The sequence below is a fragment of the Aquibium sp. ELW1220 genome (assembly GCF_030398385.1).
Lineage (GTDB): Bacteria > Pseudomonadota > Alphaproteobacteria > Rhizobiales > Rhizobiaceae > Aquibium.
This window is the reverse complement of the sequence record NZ_JAOAOQ010000001.1, coordinates 177,701-196,401: the sequence shown is the minus strand read 5'-3', so window position 1 is coordinate 196,401 and position 18,701 is coordinate 177,701. Positions and strand designations below refer to the sequence as shown.

Here is an 18,701-nt window from a genome sequence, read left to right as displayed (position 1 = left end):
GAGTGGTGAGTAGTGAGTAGTGAGTAGTGAGTAGTGAGTAGTGAGTAGTGAGTAGTGAGTAGTGTATATATATCTGGATTCATGATCAACAAATAAGAATAATCACTACTCACTACTCACTACTCACTACTCGCTACTCGCTACTCACTACTCACTATTCGCCATTCGCCATTCGCCACGCTCCCCATACTCCACCCCCACCAGATACAGCCCGTCGGGGGGCGCGACGGGGCCGCAGGCGCGGCGGTCGCGGGCGTCGAGGGCGGCTCGCATGTCGGTGGGGCTCCAGGCGCCTTCGCCGACCCGCTTCAGCGAGCCGACCATGGAGCGCACCTGGTTGTGCAGGAAGGATCGCGCCGAGGCGCGGATCTCGATCGCATCGCCCGCCTGCGCGACGTCGAAGCGGTCGAGCGTGCGAAGCGGACTGTTGGCCTGGCACTGGACGGAGCGGAAGGTGGTGAAGTCGTGCCGGCCAAGCAGCAGTTGCGCGGCGGCATGCATGGCCTGTGCGTCGAGCCGTTTTGCGACCCACCAGGCATGGCCACGCTCCAGCGCCAGCGGCGCGCGCCGGTTGACGATCCGGTAGAGATAGTGCCGCGCGGTGGCCGAGAAACGGGCGTCGAAATCGTCGGCCACCCGCGCGGCCGCGACGATCGCCACGCGCTCGCCAGCCAGCTGGAGATGGGCGTTGACGGCATCGCGCACCGTGTCGTCAGGCCATGCCTTCGCCAGGTCGACATGTGCCACCTGTCCGGTGGCGTGGACGCCGGCATCGGTGCGGCCAGCGCCGCGCAGGTTCAGATCCTCGCCGCAGAAGGCGCGGATCGCCTGCTCGATCGCCGCCTGCACCGAATGCTGCCCGGCCTGGCGCTGCCAGCCGGCATATCCCGCGCCGTCGTATTCGATGTCGAGCCGGTAGCGCGGCATCAAAGGCTCGCGAAGGCAGGGGGATAGACCAGGCGGCCGGTCTGCGGTGCATCGTCGAAAGCGAGAGCTTGCAACGCCTCACCCTGCCAGTCGCATTCGAAGCCCGCCGCGCGGTCATGGGCATAGCCGAAACGGCCGTACCAGGCGGGGTCGCCCAGCACCACCGACAGGCACTCGCCGTGCGCCATCAGGCGAAGGTGCGCCTCGCACACGAGAGCGGTGCCGATACCATTGCCCTGGTGGGCAGGATCGACGGCCAGCGGCGCGAGCGTGACGGCGGGCACGTTCCAGTCGCCGGTCATGACCTGGAGGCGCGAGAAGAGGACGTGGCCGAGTATCTCGCCGTGACGCTCGGCGACCAGTTCCATCACCGCGTCACCGTCGGCAACCAGTCGCTCGACGAGCTCCGCTTCCTCCGGCCGGCCGAAGGCGCGCTCCTCGAGGACCTGGATCGCGGCGCGATCCTTCGGCTCGGCCGGTCGAATGATGAAGGCGGTCATGTCAGGCGATCTCCGGGAACGAGCTTGGCGCCGCGCAGGAACTCCGTCGCCGCGAGCGGCTTGCCGCCGGCGCGCTGGACCTCGAGAAGCCGCACCGCGCCCTCGCCGCAGGCAATGGTGAGCCGATCGTCGAGGAGGGTGCCGGGGGGGCCGGAACCCTCCACGCGGGTGGAGCGCAGCAGCTTCAGCCGCTCGGGCCTGCCGCCAATCGTCACCTCGCACCAGGCGCCGGGGAAGGGCGAGAGGCCGCGGATATGGCTGTCGACGCGCATGGCGGGGTGCGACCAGTCGACCCGCGTCTCGGCCTTGTCGATCTTGCGGGCATAGGTGACGCCATCGGCGGGCTGCGGCGTCAGCGTCAGGGTGCCCGCCTCAATCGCGGCAAGCGTCTCGACCATGAGGGCGGCACCTGCCCGCATCAGCACGTCGTGCAATTCGCCGGCGGTCATGTCGGACCCGATCGGCACGACGCGGGACATGGCTACGGGTCCCGTATCGAGACCCTCCTCCATCTTCATCACCATCATGGCGGTATCCCCGTCGCCCGCCATGATGGCGCGCTGGATGGGTGCTGCACCGCGCCAGCGCGGCAAGGCGGACGCATGGCCGTTGAAGCAGCCGAGGCGCGGCGCCTCCAGGATGGCGCGGGGTAGCAGCAGCCCGTACGCGACGACCACGGCGACATCGGCGTGCAGGGCGCGGAAGGCCTCCTGCTCGGCCTCGCCTTTCAGGCTCTTCGGCGTGCGAACCTCGATGTCGAGCCGCTCGGCCTCGACATGGACGGGCGATCTGGTCAGTTCCAGTCCGCGGCGACCGGCGGCGCGCGGCGGCTGGGTGTAGACCGCGACAACCTGATGGCCGGCCTGCGCCATGGCGCGCAGCGTGGCCACGGAGAAGTCGGGCGTGCCCATGAAGACGATGCGAAGCGGCATGGCGGTCCGGCGCGATGGCGAGCGGGTGAATGGCCGAACGCGGATCCCCGCGCTCATGCCCCTGCTTCAAAGGGGTTTACGACCGCAAGGTCAAGCCCGTCGGACATCGCGGTGGCGATCGCTGGCCTGTGGGCACGACGGGCTGAGGGCGAAATTCCCATCCGCGAGAGGCTATTTCCGCAGCCGCCGTTCCATGCTCGAGGCAACGTCCTCGCGGCCCGCCGTCCTGACGCCCGCGACAGCGCCGAGAAAATCGCGCTCCTCGCGGTTCTGGCTGAGCTTCGACTTCGCCAGCACGCGCTTAACGTCGATGCGGAAGGCAACGATGTTGGCGAGCATCTGCGTCATGTAGTCCATCGGCGCGTCGGCCATCCGCCACGCGTTGCTGCCGTTCAGCCGCCTCTCGTGGGTGCGCGTCAGCAGCCCGACCGCGGCGCGTTTCGCGTGCTCGTCATGCTGGAACGTGATGGGACCGTAGACGTGGACGACCTGGTAGTTCCACGTCGGAACATGCCGGTGGTGCTCCGGCTTCGAGGGATAGAAGTTCGGCGAGACGTAGGCGTCGCCGGCCCGGAAGATCGCCAGCACCTCCTGGCCGTCGGCGACGAGCCGGTGCATGTCGTTGGCCAGAGCCACATGGCCGATCAGCGTGCCATCGGGAGCGGAGAGCATCGGGATATGATTGGCGACCAGTCCTTCGGTCGTCTGCGCCACGATGCAGGCCAGCGGTGCCGCTTCGATGACGGCCCGGATCTCGTCGGGATCGATCTCGTGGAAATGCGGGGGGATGTACATGTCGGGTTCCGGGTGGGCCGATGGGCGTCTGGTGTCTACGGTCAGGCTCCCGCTTCGAACGGGTTCACGATCGCGAGGTCGAGCCCGTCGAAGTCGCGGACGTTGCGAGTGGCGAGCGTGGCGTCGTGGGCGAGGCAGATCGCGGCGATCATGGCGTCTTTGGTTTCGATCGGCCGCCCCTTCCGGCGGGCCGACGCCGCGATCTGCCCGTATGCTTCGGCCGCGCCCTGCCCGAAATCCAGTATGCGGCCAGCATAATCGCCGCGGATCCGGCCAATCGCTTGAAGGAGAGCTTCCTGCCGATGCGGTTCGGCCACCAGATAGGCCCCGAAATAGAGTTCGGAGAAAGTTATGGTCGACAGGAACAGGGCAGACATCTCCCGGGCGTTCATCCAGTCGAGCACGCGATCACTCGGACTTTTTCGGAATGCCTCCGATATCACATTGGTGTCCAGAACGATCATCCCGATCAGCTCAGATCAGGGGGGCTGCGATCGGGACTCCTGCGCAATTCTTCGATCGCCGTCAGTTCTTCCGGAGAAAAGTGCGCACTCCCGACAGCCGCACGAAGACGGTCTCCGGCTCGACCCGGTCCAGCTTCCTGCGTCGCGATAGCCTTGCGCAGCAATGCGATGGCTTCTTCCGACAGACTGCGCCCGTTGCGATGTGCGCGGTCCTCAAGCCGTCGCTTCAACTCGGTATCGATCCCCCGAAGCAGCATGTCACCCACCGCGCATCTCCTCTTGATATCAGCGATATCTCACACGAGACCAACAACGGCAAGGCCTGCGGGGAGGCTCAAATCTTCTGTAAACCAAAAATTAACCATTGCACGTCAGAATGATCCCAAGGAGAAACGCAAGGACGCGCTCCATGAAATCTCTGAGAGAACGAAAGCCTTACCGCACAAGAGAACTTGGCAGATTTGCAGTTTCCGTGAAGGAAGCCAACGCGGAAGGCTCGACTGAGCCTCACCCCACCAGCGGGCCCGCCTTGTCCCTCGCCAGCTTCCTGAACTTGCGCACCACCATGTCGCGCTTCAGGCGCGAAATGTGGTCGATGAAGAGAATGCCGTTCAGGTGGTCGATCTCGTGCTGCAGGCAGGTGGCCATCAGGCCGTCCGCATCCATCTCCTTCTGCGCGCCGTCCCGGTCGAGATAGCGCAGGCGGATCGATGCGGGGCGCTCGACCTCGGCATAGTATTCCGGGATCGACAGGCAGCCCTCTTCGTGCACGTTGCGTACATCGGAGACGGACAGCACCTCGGGATTGATGAAGACCTGCGGGGCGCGGTCCTCGTCTTCCTTGGAAAGGTCGACGACGAGCATGCGCAGCGGCACGCCGACCTGGATCGCCGCCAGCCCGATACCGGGTGCGTCGTACATGGTCTCCAGCATGTCGGCAGCCAGACGAGCGACGTCGGCGTCAACCCGTTCGACGGGACGGGAGACTTCGCGCAGAATCGGATCGGGCAGGATGACGAGAGGCTTGATCGGCATGGTCTTCAGGTAATCGCTGGCCGGGAGAGCGTCAACTGCCCGGGCATTCCGTTCATGTTTTGATCTTATGGTCGGCTCACGAATCGGATAGGCTCGATCAATGACCGACTTCCTCCTGCTTCTTTCCACGCCGCTCGGCCAGCTCGGCGCGTCGACGGTGACGCTCGGGCACGTTCTGGCTGGCGCCGGCGCGCTCGTGCTGCTGATGTTCGGATGGCTGGCGCTCGGCCTGCGGCGGATGGCGCGGGCGCGGGCCGAGGCAGCCGATGACGCCGCGGAGGCGGCGCGCGAGGCGCAGGCCCGGCTCGTCGAGCTGACGCGGGTGCAGTCCGAGATGCAGGGCCGAATGGCGACGATCGCGGAGGTGTTCGGCTCGCGGCAGAACGAGTTGAACAAGGCGATCTCGGAGCGGCTCGATGCCATGACCGGCCGGCTCGGCCAGACCATGACCGAACAGACGAAATCGACGCATGAGAGCCTGGCGAAGCTGCAGGAGCGGCTTGCCGTCATCGACACCGCGCAGGGCAACATCCAGACGCTGGCCGGCCAGGTGGTGCAGCTTCAGCACATCCTGTCCAACAAGCAGACCCGCGGCGCTTTCGGCCAGTCGCGGATGGAGGCGATCGTCGCCGACGGCCTGCCGAAGGGCGCCTACGAGTTCCAGGCAACGCTGTCGAACGGCAACCGGCCCGACTGCCTGGTGCGAATGCCGAACGGCGCGCCGGCGCTGGTGATCGATGCCAAGTTTCCGCTGGAGGCCTGGAACGCGATCCGCGCCGCGGCGGAAAGCGACGGGATCGAGGGGCAGAAGGCGGCCGCGCAGGCCTTCCGCCGCGACATCGAGGTCCACATCAAGGCGATTGCCGAGAAGTACCTGATCAACGGCGAGACGCAGGAGACGGCGTTCATGTTCGTGCCGTCGGAATCGATCTTCGCCGAGATCCACGAGAATTTCGAGGCGCTGGTGCAGCGCGCCCACCGCGCCCGCATCGTCATCGTGTCGCCGTCGCTGTTGATGCTGTCGATCCAGGTGATCCAGGCGGTGCTGAAGGACGCGCGGATGCGCGAGCAGGCGCATCTGATCCAGGGCGAGGTGATCCGTCTGATGGAGGACGTCGGCCGGCTCGACGAGCGGGTGCGCAAGCTGCAGGGTCATTTCGCGATGACGCAGCGCGACGTCGACCAGATCCTGACGTCGACGGAAAAGGTGACAAGGCGCAGCCAGAGGATCGAGGCGCTGGAGTTCGGTGTCGACCATCCCGCCGGGGCCGATGCCGGAGCCGCGCCGCCCGAGGTCGGTTCGCGGACCGGCTCGCTGCGGCTGCGGGTGGTCGACGGCGACGACTGACGCCGCCGTCAGGCCACCTTCGCCGCGCCCTCGCGGTGATCGGGCGCCTCGGGCGGGCGCAGCACGATGCGGTTGCGACCCGCACGCTTGGCCTCGTAGAGCGCCACGTCGGCCCGGGCAGTCGCGGTCGACAGCGTGTCGTCGGCGGTGGCGACATGGCCGCCGATGGAGGTGGTAACCCGGATCTCGGTCCCGTCGGAGAGCATCACACTCGAGCCGCGCAGCGCGTCGAGCAGGCGCCGGCCAGTCTCCATCACCGCCTCGCCGCTGCCGCGCACGAGCACCACGAACTCGTCGCCGCCCCAACGCGCGCAGTGCTCGCGATCCTCGACGACACGCGCGATCCGCCGCGCCACTTCCACGATGACCTCGTCGCCCGCCTGATGGCCGCGGGAATCGTTGATCGACTTGAACAGGTCGACGTCGAGCAGGAGCAGGCCGATAGTCTCGCCGCTCTCGCGTGCGGATGTGTGCTCGGCCTTGAAGGTGGCGGCAAAGCCGCGGCGGTTGGCGATCCCCGTCATCGAGTCCAGGAACGCCAGGCGCTCCAGCTGTTCGGTACGCTGGCGGACAGTACCTTCCAGCCGCTCGGTGTTTTCCCGCACCGCCCGCGCCATCCGGTCGAGCGCGATGGTGAGGCGACCGATCTCGTCAGCGTCCCGCGCGGCGGTCGGCAGCGCAAAATCGCCGTCCTCGATGCGGCGGAGCGCGCCTTCGGTCTCGGCTATGCGATCGAGCACGCTGCGCTTGAAGAACAGCGTAATCAGCAGGGCCGCCGCGACGATCACGAGCGCCAGCAGCACGCCCAGCGGCGCGAACAGCCCACGGCCGACGATCGCGTCGACGTCCATCAGGGTGACGTTGAACCATCCCAGCCTGTCCAGATGCCCCACCCCCACCAGCATGGTGCGACCGCCGATATCGAGGAAGGCGGTGGCCGCATCGCTGCGGCCCGCGCGGAGGTCCGCCATCATCGATGCCAGTCGGGAACGGTGCTCGGCCTTGTCGATGAGCTGGAAGACGGTCTTTCTCTCGGAGACCTCCTTCGTGAGACTGGCGAAGTCGATCCGGCCGCGATCACGGATCGCCTGGATCGCGCCGGAACCGTCGACGAAGAGGGTCTCCACGCCCGCCTGGCCGGTGTTCACGACATCGGCGACGAAGGACGAAAGATCGAGCCCGGTACCGATGACGGCCACCGGCTCCCCACCCGACTGCACGACGCAGTTGATCCACACCTTCGTGACGGCAAGTGCGCGATCATTGTTGACGTTGAGCCGGCATCCCGGCCCGAGCGCGAGCGTCCTGTAGAACCAGGCGTCGGCCTCGTTCTCGCGCGACAGGACGTAGCGCGGACGATCGGCCTGGCTGCCGGAACTGCCGTCACTGAAATAGTAGTTTCCGGATCGAGCGTGAACGAGGAAGTAGCTGCCGTCGGCGAAGGCGGTGCGGAAGTGGTCCAGCGCGCCCAGACCACGCGCCTTCTTTGCAGCGTGCACCTCGTCGGCCGTCCAGTCGAGGATGGTCGGTGAGCGTGCCAGGGTCTCGGCCAGCGCCACTTCCCGCGCAAGCGGTCCAAGGCCGCGGTAGCGATCGTAGAGCACCTGGCGCTCGGCGAAGAGCGTCGACAGCCGCTCCGACGACGTGTCGACGATCCAGACGAAGGCACCGAATGCTGGAAGCGCAACGCCGACAAAGACCACGAGCGTCAGGGCCAGCACGCGCAGGCGCAGGCTGCGCGAGAAGGCGGCGCTCCAGCGGCCGGGAAGACGTCGAAGAAAAGACATGTCCAGCGTTCTGCGCCCCGCAATGGAAAGATCGGCCGACCCGGTCAGGTTGCAAGGCTAATGGCCACGGGTGTACGCAGCGTTAAGCTGCGGCCGGAGAAGCACTGTTCACCGCCCGGCACTCGCATGCGCCTAGCGCGCCACCTATCTTGCCCGGAACGAAGACAGGAGACGACGATGGAACTCGGCCTCTACACTTTCGGCGACGTCGGCACCGACCCGGTTTCCGGGCGCAGGATCGATCCGGCCGAGCGCATCCGCAATCTCATCGAGGAGATCGAACTCGCCGACCAGCTCGGTCTCGACGTCTTCGCGCTCGGCGAGCATCATCGGCCCGACTACGTCGTGTCGTCGCCTGCGACCATCCTCGCCGCGGCGGCCGCCCGGACCAGGAACATCCGCCTGTCGAGCGCCGTGACAGTGCTCTCGTCGGAGGATCCGGTCCGCGTGTTCCAGCAGTACGCGACGCTCGACCTGATCTCGCAGGGGCGGGCGGAGATGATGGCCGGTCGCGGCTCCTTCATCGAGTCCTTCCCGCTGTTCGGCTATGATCTCAAGGACTACGACACGCTCTTCGCCGAGAAGCTCGAGATGCTGATCGCGCTGAGAAAGGACGAGCGCATCTCGTGGCCCGGCGGCAAGCACACGGCCAAGATCGACGACCGCGGCGTCTATCCGCGTCCGGTCCAGGATCCGCTGCCGCTGTGGATTGCCATCGGCGGCACGCCGCAGTCGGCGGCGCGTGCCGGCATGTATGGCCTGCCGCTGGCGCTCGCCATCATCGGCGGGGAACCGGCGCGTTTCGCGCCGTTCTTCGAGATTTACCGCAAGGCGGCGCGGCAGTTCGGCCACGACCCGGATACGCTCGCCACCAGCATCAACGTGCACGGCTTCGTGGGCGAGACGACGCAGGAGGCGGCCGACACCTTCTTCCCGCCGGTGACGGAGGTGATGAACCGCATCGGCCGCGAGCGCGGCTGGGGTCCGAGCGGCCGGCGCGAGTTCGACGCCTCGCACGGCCCGCGCGGCGCGCTGTTCGTCGGCAGCCCGGCGGAGGTGACCGACAAGATCCTTGCCAACCACGCGATCTTCGGCAACACGCGCTTCCTGATCCAGATGGCGATCGGCGTGATGCCGCACGCGACGCTTATGAAGGCCATCGAGTTGTTCGGCACCAGGGTCGCGCCGGAGGTTCGCAAGGCGGTGGCACAGCGCAAGGCCGCGGCCGCGTAGTCACGCCCCGCGTCTTCGCGCCGGTGTTTTCGCCACAATTTGTGCGCTAGACAGGCGCCATGTCGAAGCGAATCGTCGGCCCCGAGATCGAACGCCTGATCCAGCTGCTCGCCAAGGTGCCGGGGCTCGGCCCAAGGTCGGCGCGGCGCGCAGCGCTGCACCTGATCAAGAAGAAAGAGCAACTGCTTGGCCCTCTGACGGTGGCGATGGGCGATGCGCTCGACACCGTGCGCGTCTGTTCCACCTGCGGCAACGTCGACACGTCCGACCCTTGCACGATCTGCACCGACCCGCGCCGCGACGAGGCCACCATCATCGTGGTCGAAGACGTCGCCGATCTCTGGGCGCTCGAGCGGGCGGGCGCCATGAACGCGCGCTACCACGTGCTCGGCGGCACGCTGTCGCCGCTCGATGGCGTGGGGCCGGACGATCTCAACATCCGCAGCCTGGTCGACCGCGTAGCGAGGGGCGGGGTGAACGAACTCATTCTGGCCGTCAACGCCACCGTGGAAGGCCAGACCACCGCACACTACATCACAGACCAGCTCGACGGGCTCGGCGTGAAGATCACCCGGCTCGCGCACGGCGTGCCGGTTGGCGGCGAGCTCGACTATCTCGACGAAGGCACGCTGTCGGCTGCGCTGAAGGCCAGGACGGTGTTCTAGAGGAGGCATGGCTTGATGCGCATCACTCCGTCACGCGCCCCTCTGGCCTGCCGGCCATCTCCCTCTCGAGGGGGGAGATCGGCAGCGTCGACCCCGGCGCCCGTTCTGCGCCGTTTGCGGTCGTTCGCGGCGACGCTGACAATCGACCTCCCCACTCTTTCGGGAGATCGTCGGGGCGTCACGGGAGCGCGCCTCGCGCGAGCCTTTACCGCCTTGGCACTTCTCCTGCTCGCAATCGCCCCTCTCCCTGCCGCCGCGCAGTCGATCGACCGGCAGTTCCGCACCTGGCTGGAAACGGACCTGTGGCCGTCGGCGAAGGCGCAAGGGGTAACGCGGGCGACCTTTGAGACGGCCTTCGCGGGGATTGCGCCGAACCTGAAGCTGCCGGATCTCGTGCTGCCCGGACAGAAGCCGCAGACGCCGAAGATGCAGCACCAGGCCGAATTCGGCTCGCCCGGCGCCTATTTCGCGGAGAACACCGTGCGCGGCGTCACTGCGGGCGGCCGGACGCGTTCCGGCACGCATGCCCGGACACTGGCGGCGCTGGAGAAGACGACCGGCGTGCCGCTCGGCATCGTGCTTGCCATCTGGGGGCGAGAGTCGGGCTTCGGACGGGCCAAGATTCCATACGACGCCTTCGAGGTGCTGGGCACCAAGGCCTTCCTCGCCAGCCGCAAGGAGATGTTCCGCGAGGAGGTGCTGGCGGCGCTGGTGATGGCGGAGCGCGGGCGGATCCCGCCACGCTCGATGAAATCCTCCTGGGCCGGCGCGCTGGGCCAGCCGCAGTTCATGCCGACGAGCTACCTGAAATACGCCGCGGACGGCGACGGCGACGGGCGGGCCGACATCTGGACCTCGGAGGCCGACACGCTGGCGTCGATCGCCAACTACCTGAAGGCCCATGGCTGGGTGCGCGGCCGCGACTGGGGCTTCGAGGTGACGGTGCCCGCATCCGTCTCTTGCGCGCTGGAGGGTCCGGATCGCGGCAAGCCCATCGCCGAGTGGGCACGGACGGGTGTCGCGCGCATCGGCGGCAAGTCTTTCCCGGCGCACGAACTGAAGGGCGAGGGCTACCTGATGATGCCGGCCGGCCGCAACGGCCCCGCCTTCCTCGTCACGCCGAACTTCTATGTGCTGAAGGACTACAACGAGAGCGACCTCTACGCGCTGTTCGTCGGCCATGCCGGCGACCGCATCCAGTACGGCGACAGGACGTTCTCGAACGGCTGGGGCACGGTGGCCAAGCTCTACCGTTCCGACATCGCGGCCATGCAGCGCGGACTGGAAACACTCGGATACGACGTCGGCGGCGCCGACGGGCTGCCGGGCTTCCGCACGCGCCGCTCGATCGGCGAGTGGCAGGCGCGGAACGGCCTGGCGCCGACCTGCTTTCCGGACGCAGCGCTGGTGAAACGGTTGCGCTGAAACACGGGGGCTCAGACGCCCTCCTGTTCAGCCGGCGCCGAAACCCAGCTCCGCAAACCGTGCGTCGAACAGCGCCGGCTCCGGCACGTCGATGCCGAAATCGGCCGCAAGTGTGACGCGCAGTTCGGCGGGCGTGGCGAAGTGCACCTGCTTCGACGGCCCGCCGGTCTGGTGCACGGTCATCCTGTCGTTCTTGAGTGCCAGCCGCCCGGCTGGCAGGGCGCGCGCGGCCATAATCGTGGTGACGAACTGCGAGGCGGGCCAGGTCGAGACGAAGTGGCTGGACACGAGATAGTCGACGTCGAAATGCTCGGTCATGTCGAAGCGGAAGACGGTGCGCCACTCGCCGCCGATCTGCGCCTGCAGGCGATAATGATCCGCCGTCTCGATCAGGCGGCATCGCTCGTGCGGCGTCTCCTGCTCCCTGCCCGGCGCCAGCAGCAGCGGCGCGGTCTGCGTGACGCCGCCGAAGCCGACATCGGCGAGCCATGTCGCGCCATCGAGCTCGACGCGCAGCAGCATGTGGCTGCGGGGGTTGAGGGTGTCCTCCGGCTGGTTCCACAGCACGCGGGCGGCGAGGCCCGAGACCTCGAAGCCGAGCGCGGTCAGCACCTTCCAGAACAGCGTGTTCTGCTCGAAGCAGTAGCCGCCGCGCCGCGCATGGACGAGCTTGTCCTCCAGCGAAGGGAGGTCGAGCGCGACGGGTCGGCCGAGGAAGGAATCGAGGTTTTCGAAGGCGATCGCCCGCGGATGAAGGGCGTGCAGGCTTCGCAGGACGGCAAGGGTCGCCTCGCGCGGACCGCGATAGCCGATGCGCTCGAAATAGGCGTCGAGATCGGGGCCTTCCCGTTTCTGGTCCATCGTCGTGTTCCTCCCGCGACCCACGCACTAGAAGGATTCCGTGCGCGACGGAAGGGCCGGAACGGTCGGTCGGGGCTCTAGTGTTCCGCCTCGCGCACATCCTGTGCGCCGAGGAAGTTGCCGATGGAGCTCAACCCGTCGAAATGGTCGCAGAAGACCTTGGCGATGACGAGTATGGGAACGGCCAGCAAGGCCCCGGCGAACCCCCACAGCCAGGACCAGAAGGCGATCGCGATGAAGATGGCCACCGCGTTGAGCTCCAGCCGGCGGCCTAGGATCAGAGGCGTGACGAACTGGCCTTCGAGCACGGTGAAGCCGGCATAGAACATCGGGGCGAGAGCGGCCGCGGCGAGCGTATCGAAGGTGACGATGGAGATCACGCCGACGAGGACGATGCCGATGAGGCTGCCGACATAGGGCAGGAAGTTCAGCAACGCTGCCGCTACGCCCCACAACAGCGCGTCGGGCAGGCCGAGCAGCCAGCACGCGATTCCAACCGCCATGCCGAGCCCGGCATTGATAAGGGCGACCGTCAGCAGGTAGCGGGAGATTTCACGCTCGACGTCGTAAACGATGCGCAGCGCCCGCTTCTTGTCGCTCATCAGGTCGAAGGTCTGCACCATCTTCTCGTAGAACATGCTGCCCGACGCGAGCAGGAAGAGCGACAGCACCAGCATGATGGCGACGGTGGTTCCGACGGAGAGGAGGTTGCCGGCGGCCCGCGAGACGATGCCCGGCTGGGCGATCACCACCTTCTGCACGTCCGGTTCGCTCGCCGCTTCGGTCACGCTTTCGATCTGGTCGCCGGCCTGCAGGACGCGCGCCAGCGGACCCTTCACCTCCGACAGCCGCTCCTGGAGTTCGCGGCCGATCTTGGGAGCGTCCTCCACCAGCGCCACGATCGGGCCGCTGAGCACGAACCCGATGACGGCAACGCCGCAGAAGGAGAGAAAGACCAGAAGCGTTGCCGAGACCGGAGCGGGGACGCCCCGACGCGCCAATGCCCGCACGATTGGCGACAGCGTCAGTGCCAGCATGAACGCCAGGACGACGGGAAGGAAGAAGTCTTTAGCGAAGTACAGTGCGTAGACGAGGAGGATGAGGAAGATGCCGAGCAATACGCCGAACAGGCTGCGCTGCGGCTTTGCGACCACGCTGGCCTGCCCCGAAATCTCGTCCTGCGATGTCGACATGGTCACCCCGCCCGCGCACAACGAGGCGGAACGTTTTGAACGGACCGCGCAGGAAAAGGTTCCCGGCTGGCGAATACGGGTCTTTCCTCCGAACACTCGAAACCAAATTCATCGCCATGCATTGCGGCGGTACAAGAGGAAGCGGGGCGGTTAGCCCGGCAGGAGGATGACGATGGCGAATTCACCGCTTGCAGGCCTGCTGGGCCTCGTGTCCCTCATGACCATATCGGCCTGTACGGTCGTCGAGGAAGAACCGTTGCCGGTCCGCCCGGCCCCTCCGCCGCAGCAGCAGTTCTGTCCGCGCGTCTATGATCCGGTCTGCGCCCGACGCGGCCCCGACAGGCAGACCTTCGGCAACGGCTGCGAGGCGAATGCCGCCGGCTATCGCATCCAGTATCAAGGCCAGTGCCGGCGCGGCGGCGCCGGCCCGCGCCCCGAACCTGCCCCGCCTCCCGGCCAGCGCTTCTGCACGCGCCAGTACGAGCCGGTCTGCGCACGCCGCGGCAACCAGGTCCGCACCTTCGGAAACGCCTGCGAGGCGCGCAACGCAGAGTACCGGATTCTCTACGACGCGCCCTGCCGGTAGGAACGCCATCCCGCGCAACGAAGCTGCCGGGAGCCGCACGGCAACCATTGCGGCGTACCGCGCCCCGGCCGCGGGCGAAACTGCCGGCTATGAGCCTCAGGCCGCCTGCGACAGTTCGCGGTGGGCGTCGGCCAGGATCTCGTAAGAGCGGAGCCGGGCCGCATGGTCGTAGATATGGCCCGTCACCATCAGTTCATCCGCACCGGTGCGTCGGGCGAATTCGGCAACGCCGCGGCGCACGGTGGATGGCGATCCGACAACGGCGCAGGACAGCGTCTGGTCGAGCATCGCTCGGGCCATCGGCTCCAGGCTCTCGTAGTAACCCGGCTGCGGCGGCGGCAGCTTGCCTGGGCGGCCCGTCCGGATGTTGACGAAGGACTGCTGCTGCGAGGTGAACAGGAGCCGCGCCTCGTCGTCGGTCCCGGCGGCGATGACGCTGAGACCCAGCATCACGTAGGGCTTGTCCAGTTGTTCGGACGGCTCGAAGCGCTCGCGGTAGATCGCGACCGCATGCTCCAGATCGGCCGGGGCGAAATGCGAGGCGAAAGCATAAGGCAGGCCGAGCATGGCGGCGAGCTGGGCCCCGTAGAGGCTGGAGCCGAGGATCCACACCGGGACGTCGAGCCCGGCGCCCGGGACGGCCTGGACGCGCTGACCTTCCTCGACCGGCTTGAAATAGGACATCAGCTCGACGACGTCGCGGGGGAACTGGTCGACATCGCCGGACAGGTTACGGCGCAGCGCACGCGCGGTCAGCATGTCGGTTCCGGGCGCGCGGCCGAGGCCAAGATCGATGCGCCCGGGATGGAGGGCGGCCAGGGTGCCGAAGGATTCGGCCACCATCAGCGGCGAATGGTTTGGCAGCATGATGCCGCCGGCGCCGACGCGGATGGTGGAGGTGCCGGCGGCGACATGGCCAATGACCACCGCGGTGGCGGCGCTGGCTATGCCCGGCATGTTGTGATGCTCGGCCAGCCAGTAGCGACGGTAACCCCATCGCTCGGCATGGCGCGCGAGGTCGAGCGTGTTGCGCAGCGAGGCGCCGGCGTCGGTGCCTTCGGGGACGGGCGAGAGGTCGAGAACGGAAATCGGTGTCATGGCGTCAATGTAGGCACGGCGGGCCGATTTCCAATCCCGAAACGAATGGTCCAGCCGCGACCGGGGCGGTAGCGGCCCGCCTAGGCCCGAGCGGGCCGTGTCAGAACGGCAGCTTGAAGCCGGGCGGGATGGGCAGGCCGGCCGTGAGTTCCTGCGTCTTCTTCTGCATCACGGCCTCCACCTTGCCCTTGGCGTCGGCATGGGCGGCGAGGATCAGATCCTCGAGGATCTCGACGTCGTCCTCCTTGAAGAGCGAGGGATCGATCTTGAGGCTCTTCATGTCGCCCTTGCCCGACAATACGACGGTGACGAGCCCGCCGCCGGACTGGCCGGAGGCTTCGATCTGGGCGATCTCCTCCTGCATCGTCTGGAACTTCGCCTGCATCTCCTTGGCCTTGCCCATCAGGCCCATGAGGTCCTTCATGATGTCTTCCTTCCGTTCATCTCAGAGTTCGTCGTCATCGTCATCGTCGGCGACCGGATCGATCGGCAATGTCGTCTCGTCGCCCTCGGCCACGTCCTGCGCTGCCGCATCCGGAATGCGCACGTCGATGATTTTCGCGCCGGGGAAGCGAGCGAGAATAGCTGCGACGGCCGGGTCGGCACGGGCGTCCATGAGCGCGCTCTCGCGACGGCCGGCTTCGACCTCGGCAAGGGTCTGACCGCCCTCCTCGCGCGAAACCGAGACGAACCAGTTGCGGCCGGTCCAGGCCTTGAGCCGGGTCGTCATGTCGTTGAGGAGCACCTTCGGCGCGTCAGGCGTCAGGCTCACCTCGATGCGCCCCGGCTCGATGGCGACGAGCCGCACGCAGCTCTTCAGCTTCACCTTGAAGGCGATGTCGCGATTGGCGTCGGCGAGCGCCGCGATGTCCTCCAGCGAGCGCAGCGGCACCGAAGGCGCCTCCTCGACTGCGGCGGGCGACGGGACCACGGCAGGCCGGGGCTGAGGCGCAGGTTCGAGCAGCCGCATTGCCGGGCCGCCGCCGCCCGAGGGCATCCGCGCCTGCGCGACCGCCGCGACGCTGCCGCTATCGCCCACGGGTGCCGGCGGGCGTTCCACTGCCGGACCCGACCCTGTCCGAAGTGCCCCGTTTCCCGTGAGGGCCTGAACCCCGCCGCTCTCGATCGCCTTCAGGGCCTCGTCCAGTGTCGGGAGGCTGGCTGCGTGGGCGATGCGGATCAGCACCATTTCGGCGGCGCTTACCGGGCGGTTGGAGCCTTGTACTTCGGCGATGCCCTTGAGCAGCATCTGCCATGTTCGCGACAGCACCCGAACGGACAGCCTGCCGGCGAAATCGGCGCCGCGAAGACGCTCGTCCTCGGTGAGCGAGCCGTCGCGCACCGCCTCCGGCACGAACCGCAGGCGGGTGACGAGGTGGTTGAACTCGGCAAGGTCGGTCAGGACCACCGCCGGGTCGGCGCCGCTGTCGTACTGGGCGCGGAATTCGGTCAGGGCCGCCGCGACGTCGCCGCGCATCAGGTGCTCGAAGAGATCGACGACGCGGGCGCGGTCCGCGAGCCCAAGCATCGCGCGCACCGCCTCGGCCGTGACGGTTCCGGCACCATGGGCGATCGCCTGGTCGAAGATGGACAGCGCATCGCGGGCCGAGCCCTCCGCCGCGCGGGCGACCATGGCCAGCGCCTCGTCGTCGACGACGATGCCCTCCTTGCCGGCGATGCCGCGCAGATGTGAGACCAGCAGGCCGGCATCGATGCGGCGCAGGTCGAAGCGCTGACAGCGCGACAGCACCGTGATCGGCACCTTGCGGATCTCGGTCGTGGCGAAGATGAACTTGACGTGCGGCGGCGGCTCCTCAAGCGTCTTCAGCAGACCGTTGAAGGCCTGCGTCGAGAGCATGTGCACCTCGTCGATGATATAGACCTTGTAGCGGGCCGAGACCGGGGCGTAGCGCACCTGTTCGATGATCTCGCGGATGTCATCAATGCCGGTGTGGCTTGCCGCGTCCATCTCGATGACGTCGACGTGACGGCCTTCCATGATTGCCTTGCAGTGCTCGCCCGGCTGGGCGAGGTCGATGGTGGGGCGATCGATGTCGGCGGTCTTGTAATTGAGCGCGCGCGCGAGGATGCGCGCCGTCGTGGTCTTGCCGACGCCGCGGACGCCGGTCAGCATCCAGGCCTGGGCGATACGATCGGCAGCGAAGGCGTTGGTCAGGGTACGGACCATCGGCTCCTGGCCGATGAGGTCGGAAAAGTCGCTCGGCCGGTACTTGCGGGCCAGGACGCGGTACGCCCTGTTCCCGGTCGCGTCGGTGCCGCCGGCCTCGCTCATTGGACGGTTCGCCTCCGTATTGCGGCTAGGACTGTCGCTTATCACGCCCAGGCGCCGCAGCGTCGATGCTCGACCCGGACCACATCCGGCTCGGCATCCGGACCGGCGCGAGCGGATGGAAAAGGTGGGAGGCTGGCACGGTGACCCGTGCCGTGGCTCGTTAGGGCTGCTTCCTTCCGGACCTGACCCGGTTGGCGAGTGGCTCGTCCACCACCAACCTCCCGGCTTCCATATCGGCAATCGCGCCGGCAATTGCAAGGGAGGAATTGGCGAAGCGACGCGGCGTCGCCGGGCGGAGCCCGAACAGGGCGGAACCATCCCTTCCATGACGTATTTCATCCGTAATGGAAGGAGCCCTCACATGCCCGGAACCCGCTACATGAATGCCGTCATGGGCGTCACGATCGGTCTGGCCGTCGGTGCCGTGCTGGGCGTGTCGGTGTTCGAGAACCTCGTTCTTGGCATCGTGCTGGGCATCTTCATCGGTGCCGGCATCGGCAGCAGCCTGCCGGCGAACCGCTGAAGGCAGGAATGACGAACTTTCTCATCAGAACGGCGGCGGGCGTCATCGTTGGCATCGGGCTCGGTGCCGTCCTCGGAAAGGTGCTGTTCGGCGACCCGGCGCTTGGTATCGGGCTCGGTGTCACGGCAGGCGCGGCCATCGGACTCGTCTTCGCGATGGTCCTGCGGTGACCGGCCGAGATGCTGCCGCTGCGCATCCGGGCATCAGTTCATCAGATTGCGGCCGCCATCGGCAAGCGTCGTCTCCATGAGATGCGTCAACCACTTCGAGGTGGGCACATCGTGCGGGCGCGCGCGGAACTCGCTGACGGCCCGCTCGAGCGTCTTCTCGACCAGGCGGTCAGCGGCCAGCGCATCTCCCAGCATCAGCCTTGCCGAAAGCCGAAGCTTCGGAAGGACGACCACCATGTCCTGCCGCGAAACCGAAAACGGATCCTCGGTTTGCACCGCACCACCAAACTCGGTCGCCAGAACCTCGATCACGCGCGTCCAGCTGACCGGCTTCGGCAGGCTGCCCACGAACCGGAATCGTTCGGGAACCGAACCAGCATCCATGCCGCTGAAGAACACGAAGGGCACGCCCCGCAGGAACAGTTCATCGGCGATGGGAAACACGGTTCCGTCCTTCAGATTGATGTCGAGAACCGCGGCGTCCGCATGGTCGAGATGGACTCGTGCCTCTGCGACATCGGAGGCCGGGCCGAGGACGGTGGCCCCCACGCTCGCGAAAAATTGTGCGAGATCATCGGCGAGCAAGAATTCATCCTCCGCAATGAGGATACGCATGCCGGCAAGGGTGGAAAGCCTGTCATCCATGGACAGTCAATGGACCCGGCCCCCGGAAGTTCCGGTCATGCGGACAGCAAGAACCGATCACCCGGATCGACGGGACGCATCTTTTTGTGCCGGGACGCGCGCGGGACGCGCAGGCTTAATTTTTGGTAACAACTTGAATGCATGATGAGAGCATGTTTGTGTTCGTCGGGGCACCCGACAGGGGTTCGGTCGCGCGGGGCGACCCGACCAGTGAGAGTGAT

Annotated in this window: 21 protein-coding genes and 1 other RNA gene; 7 read left to right on the top strand and 15 right to left on the bottom strand. The window is 67.0% G+C overall.

The features are described 5' to 3' along the window. Positions 1-147: 147 nt before the first annotated feature. The 7 genes from truA to def all read right to left on the bottom strand — a co-directional run bounded on the left by truA (position 148) and on the right by def (position 4,653). Positions 148-927 carry a tRNA pseudouridine(38-40) synthase TruA gene (gene truA, locus N1F91_RS00950; protein WP_289988430.1) on the bottom strand — a complete coding sequence of 260 codons (780 nt, stop codon included), beginning with the start codon at positions 925-927 and terminating at the stop codon, positions 148-150. Further along, positions 927-1,427 carry an N-acetyltransferase gene (locus tag N1F91_RS00945; protein WP_289988427.1) on the bottom strand — a complete coding sequence of 167 codons (501 nt, stop codon included), beginning with the start codon at positions 1,425-1,427 and terminating at the stop codon, positions 927-929. The genes truA and N1F91_RS00945 overlap by 1 nt, the downstream gene beginning before the upstream one ends. Continuing rightward, positions 1,424-2,359, bottom strand: a complete 936-nt coding sequence (fmt, locus tag N1F91_RS00940; RefSeq protein ID WP_289989754.1) for a methionyl-tRNA formyltransferase — start codon at positions 2,357-2,359, stop codon at positions 1,424-1,426. The genes N1F91_RS00945 and fmt overlap by 4 nt, the downstream gene beginning before the upstream one ends. A 171-nt stretch (positions 2,360-2,530) precedes the next feature. Beyond that, a complete protein-coding gene (locus N1F91_RS00935; protein WP_289988423.1) occupies positions 2,531-3,154 on the bottom strand; it encodes an FMN-binding negative transcriptional regulator in 624 nt (207 codons plus the stop codon). A 41-nt stretch (positions 3,155-3,195) separates the two neighbouring features. Continuing rightward, positions 3,196-3,618, bottom strand: a complete 423-nt coding sequence (locus N1F91_RS00930; RefSeq protein WP_289988421.1) for a type II toxin-antitoxin system VapC family toxin — start codon at positions 3,616-3,618, stop codon at positions 3,196-3,198. Positions 3,619-3,623: 5 nt separating this feature from the next. Next, a complete protein-coding gene (locus N1F91_RS00925) occupies positions 3,624-3,875 on the bottom strand; it encodes a plasmid stabilization protein (RefSeq protein ID WP_289989753.1) in 252 nt (83 codons plus the stop codon). Positions 3,876-4,125: 250 nt separating this feature from the next. Then, positions 4,126-4,653, bottom strand: coding sequence for a peptide deformylase (def, locus tag N1F91_RS00920; RefSeq protein WP_289988419.1), 528 nt, complete (start codon positions 4,651-4,653; stop codon positions 4,126-4,128). 100 nt (positions 4,654-4,753) lie between these two features. Between def and N1F91_RS00915 the strand changes: the two genes are divergently transcribed. Further along, a complete protein-coding gene (locus N1F91_RS00915; RefSeq protein WP_289988417.1) occupies positions 4,754-6,001 on the top strand; it encodes a DNA recombination protein RmuC in 1,248 nt (415 codons plus the stop codon). Between the two features lie 8 nt (positions 6,002-6,009). On the opposite strand, the gene N1F91_RS00910 is transcribed toward N1F91_RS00915, so the two are convergent. After that, entirely contained in the window at positions 6,010-7,788 is a 1,779-nt protein-coding gene (locus tag N1F91_RS00910) for a diguanylate cyclase (RefSeq protein WP_289988414.1), read from the bottom strand. 177 nt (positions 7,789-7,965) lie between these two features. Between N1F91_RS00910 and N1F91_RS00905 the strand changes: the two genes are divergently transcribed. The 3 genes from N1F91_RS00905 (at position 7,966) to N1F91_RS00895 (ending at position 11,111) form a co-directional block, all read left to right on the top strand. Continuing rightward, positions 7,966-9,021 (top strand): LLM class flavin-dependent oxidoreductase, encoded by a 1,056-nt coding sequence (locus tag N1F91_RS00905; protein ID WP_289988413.1) that lies wholly within the window; start codon positions 7,966-7,968, stop codon positions 9,019-9,021. A gap of 59 nt (positions 9,022-9,080) precedes the next feature. After that, on the top strand, positions 9,081-9,686 hold the full coding sequence (recR, locus tag N1F91_RS00900; RefSeq protein WP_289988411.1) for a recombination mediator RecR: 606 nt from the start codon (positions 9,081-9,083) through the stop codon (positions 9,684-9,686). Positions 9,687-9,899: 213 nt separating this feature from the next. Continuing rightward, positions 9,900-11,111 (top strand): lytic murein transglycosylase, encoded by a 1,212-nt coding sequence (locus tag N1F91_RS00895; RefSeq protein WP_289988410.1) that lies wholly within the window; start codon positions 9,900-9,902, stop codon positions 11,109-11,111. Positions 11,112-11,138: 27 nt separating this feature from the next. On the opposite strand, the gene N1F91_RS00890 is transcribed toward N1F91_RS00895, so the two are convergent. Then, the gene (locus N1F91_RS00890) at positions 11,139-11,972 is read right to left on the bottom strand and encodes an arylamine N-acetyltransferase (protein ID WP_289988408.1); all 834 of its coding nucleotides are present in this window, start codon (positions 11,970-11,972) and stop codon (positions 11,139-11,141) included. Between the two features lie 77 nt (positions 11,973-12,049). Then, the gene (locus tag N1F91_RS00885) at positions 12,050-13,165 is read right to left on the bottom strand and encodes an AI-2E family transporter (RefSeq protein ID WP_289988406.1); all 1,116 of its coding nucleotides are present in this window, start codon (positions 13,163-13,165) and stop codon (positions 12,050-12,052) included. A gap of 172 nt (positions 13,166-13,337) precedes the next feature. Between N1F91_RS00885 and N1F91_RS00880 the strand changes: the two genes are divergently transcribed. Next, complete coding sequence (locus N1F91_RS00880; RefSeq protein WP_289988403.1) at positions 13,338-13,751, top strand: Kazal-type serine protease inhibitor domain-containing protein; 414 nt, start codon at positions 13,338-13,340, stop codon at positions 13,749-13,751. 96 nt (positions 13,752-13,847) lie between these two features. Here N1F91_RS00880 and N1F91_RS00875 read toward each other — a convergent pair whose 3' ends face one another. The 4 genes from N1F91_RS00875 to ffs form a co-directional block, all read right to left on the bottom strand. Continuing rightward, positions 13,848-14,849 (bottom strand): LLM class flavin-dependent oxidoreductase, encoded by a 1,002-nt coding sequence (locus N1F91_RS00875; RefSeq protein ID WP_289988402.1) that lies wholly within the window; start codon positions 14,847-14,849, stop codon positions 13,848-13,850. 100 nt (positions 14,850-14,949) lie between these two features. Beyond that, the gene (locus N1F91_RS00870; RefSeq protein ID WP_289988400.1) at positions 14,950-15,273 is read right to left on the bottom strand and encodes a YbaB/EbfC family nucleoid-associated protein; all 324 of its coding nucleotides are present in this window, start codon (positions 15,271-15,273) and stop codon (positions 14,950-14,952) included. A gap of 21 nt (positions 15,274-15,294) precedes the next feature. Continuing rightward, positions 15,295-17,142: a DNA polymerase III subunit gamma/tau gene (locus N1F91_RS00865; protein WP_289988398.1), complete on the bottom strand. Its 1,848-nt coding sequence runs from the start codon at positions 17,140-17,142 to the stop codon at positions 15,295-15,297. Positions 17,143-17,266: 124 nt separating this feature from the next. Next, an RNA gene (gene ffs, locus N1F91_RS00860) (signal recognition particle sRNA small type) lies at positions 17,267-17,364 on the bottom strand. A 139-nt stretch (positions 17,365-17,503) separates the two neighbouring features. Here ffs and N1F91_RS00855 point away from each other — a divergent pair. Continuing rightward, on the top strand, positions 17,504-17,665 hold the full coding sequence (locus N1F91_RS00855) for a hypothetical protein (protein ID WP_289988395.1): 162 nt from the start codon (positions 17,504-17,506) through the stop codon (positions 17,663-17,665). A gap of 8 nt (positions 17,666-17,673) precedes the next feature. Next, on the top strand, positions 17,674-17,835 hold the full coding sequence (locus N1F91_RS00850) for a hypothetical protein (RefSeq protein WP_289988393.1): 162 nt from the start codon (positions 17,674-17,676) through the stop codon (positions 17,833-17,835). A 33-nt stretch (positions 17,836-17,868) separates the two neighbouring features. Here the strand turns inward: N1F91_RS00850 and N1F91_RS00845 are convergent, their stop codons facing one another. Continuing rightward, on the bottom strand, positions 17,869-18,480 hold the full coding sequence (locus N1F91_RS00845; protein ID WP_289988390.1) for a response regulator: 612 nt from the start codon (positions 18,478-18,480) through the stop codon (positions 17,869-17,871). Positions 18,481-18,701: the final 221 nt, after the last annotated feature.

Bases quoted from the DNA above. Each gene is read 5' to 3' on its own strand.
- truA (WP_289988430.1), bottom strand. From the start codon at position 927: ATGCCGCGCTACCGGCTCGACATCGAATACGACGGCGCGGGATATGCC.
- N1F91_RS00945 (WP_289988427.1), bottom strand. From the start codon at position 1,427: ATGACCGCCTTCATCATTCGACCGGCCGAGCCGAAGGATCGCGCCGCG.
- fmt (WP_289989754.1), bottom strand. From the start codon at position 2,359: ATGCCGCTTCGCATCGTCTTCATGGGCACGCCCGACTTCTCCGTGGCC.
- N1F91_RS00935 (WP_289988423.1), bottom strand. From the start codon at position 3,154: ATGTACATCCCCCCGCATTTCCACGAGATCGATCCCGACGAGATCCGG.
- N1F91_RS00930 (WP_289988421.1), bottom strand. From the start codon at position 3,618: ATGATCGTTCTGGACACCAATGTGATATCGGAGGCATTCCGAAAAAGT.
- N1F91_RS00925 (WP_289989753.1), bottom strand. From the start codon at position 3,875: ATGCTGCTTCGGGGGATCGATACCGAGTTGAAGCGACGGCTTGAGGAC.
- def (WP_289988419.1), bottom strand. From the start codon at position 4,653: ATGCCGATCAAGCCTCTCGTCATCCTGCCCGATCCGATTCTGCGCGAA.
- N1F91_RS00915 (WP_289988417.1), top strand. From the start codon at position 4,754: ATGACCGACTTCCTCCTGCTTCTTTCCACGCCGCTCGGCCAGCTCGGC.
- N1F91_RS00910 (WP_289988414.1), bottom strand. From the start codon at position 7,788: ATGTCTTTTCTTCGACGTCTTCCCGGCCGCTGGAGCGCCGCCTTCTCG.
- N1F91_RS00905 (WP_289988413.1), top strand. From the start codon at position 7,966: ATGGAACTCGGCCTCTACACTTTCGGCGACGTCGGCACCGACCCGGTT.
- recR (WP_289988411.1), top strand. From the start codon at position 9,081: ATGTCGAAGCGAATCGTCGGCCCCGAGATCGAACGCCTGATCCAGCTG.
- N1F91_RS00890 (WP_289988408.1), bottom strand. From the start codon at position 11,972: ATGGACCAGAAACGGGAAGGCCCCGATCTCGACGCCTATTTCGAGCGC.
- N1F91_RS00885 (WP_289988406.1), bottom strand. From the start codon at position 13,165: ATGTCGACATCGCAGGACGAGATTTCGGGGCAGGCCAGCGTGGTCGCA.
- N1F91_RS00880 (WP_289988403.1), top strand. From the start codon at position 13,338: ATGGCGAATTCACCGCTTGCAGGCCTGCTGGGCCTCGTGTCCCTCATG.
- N1F91_RS00875 (WP_289988402.1), bottom strand. From the start codon at position 14,849: ATGACACCGATTTCCGTTCTCGACCTCTCGCCCGTCCCCGAAGGCACC.
- N1F91_RS00870 (WP_289988400.1), bottom strand. From the start codon at position 15,273: ATGAAGGACCTCATGGGCCTGATGGGCAAGGCCAAGGAGATGCAGGCG.
- N1F91_RS00865 (WP_289988398.1), bottom strand. From the start codon at position 17,142: ATGAGCGAGGCCGGCGGCACCGACGCGACCGGGAACAGGGCGTACCGC.
- N1F91_RS00855 (WP_289988395.1), top strand. From the start codon at position 17,504: ATGCCCGGAACCCGCTACATGAATGCCGTCATGGGCGTCACGATCGGT.
- N1F91_RS00850 (WP_289988393.1), top strand. From the start codon at position 17,674: ATGACGAACTTTCTCATCAGAACGGCGGCGGGCGTCATCGTTGGCATC.
- N1F91_RS00845 (WP_289988390.1), bottom strand. From the start codon at position 18,480: ATGGATGACAGGCTTTCCACCCTTGCCGGCATGCGTATCCTCATTGCG.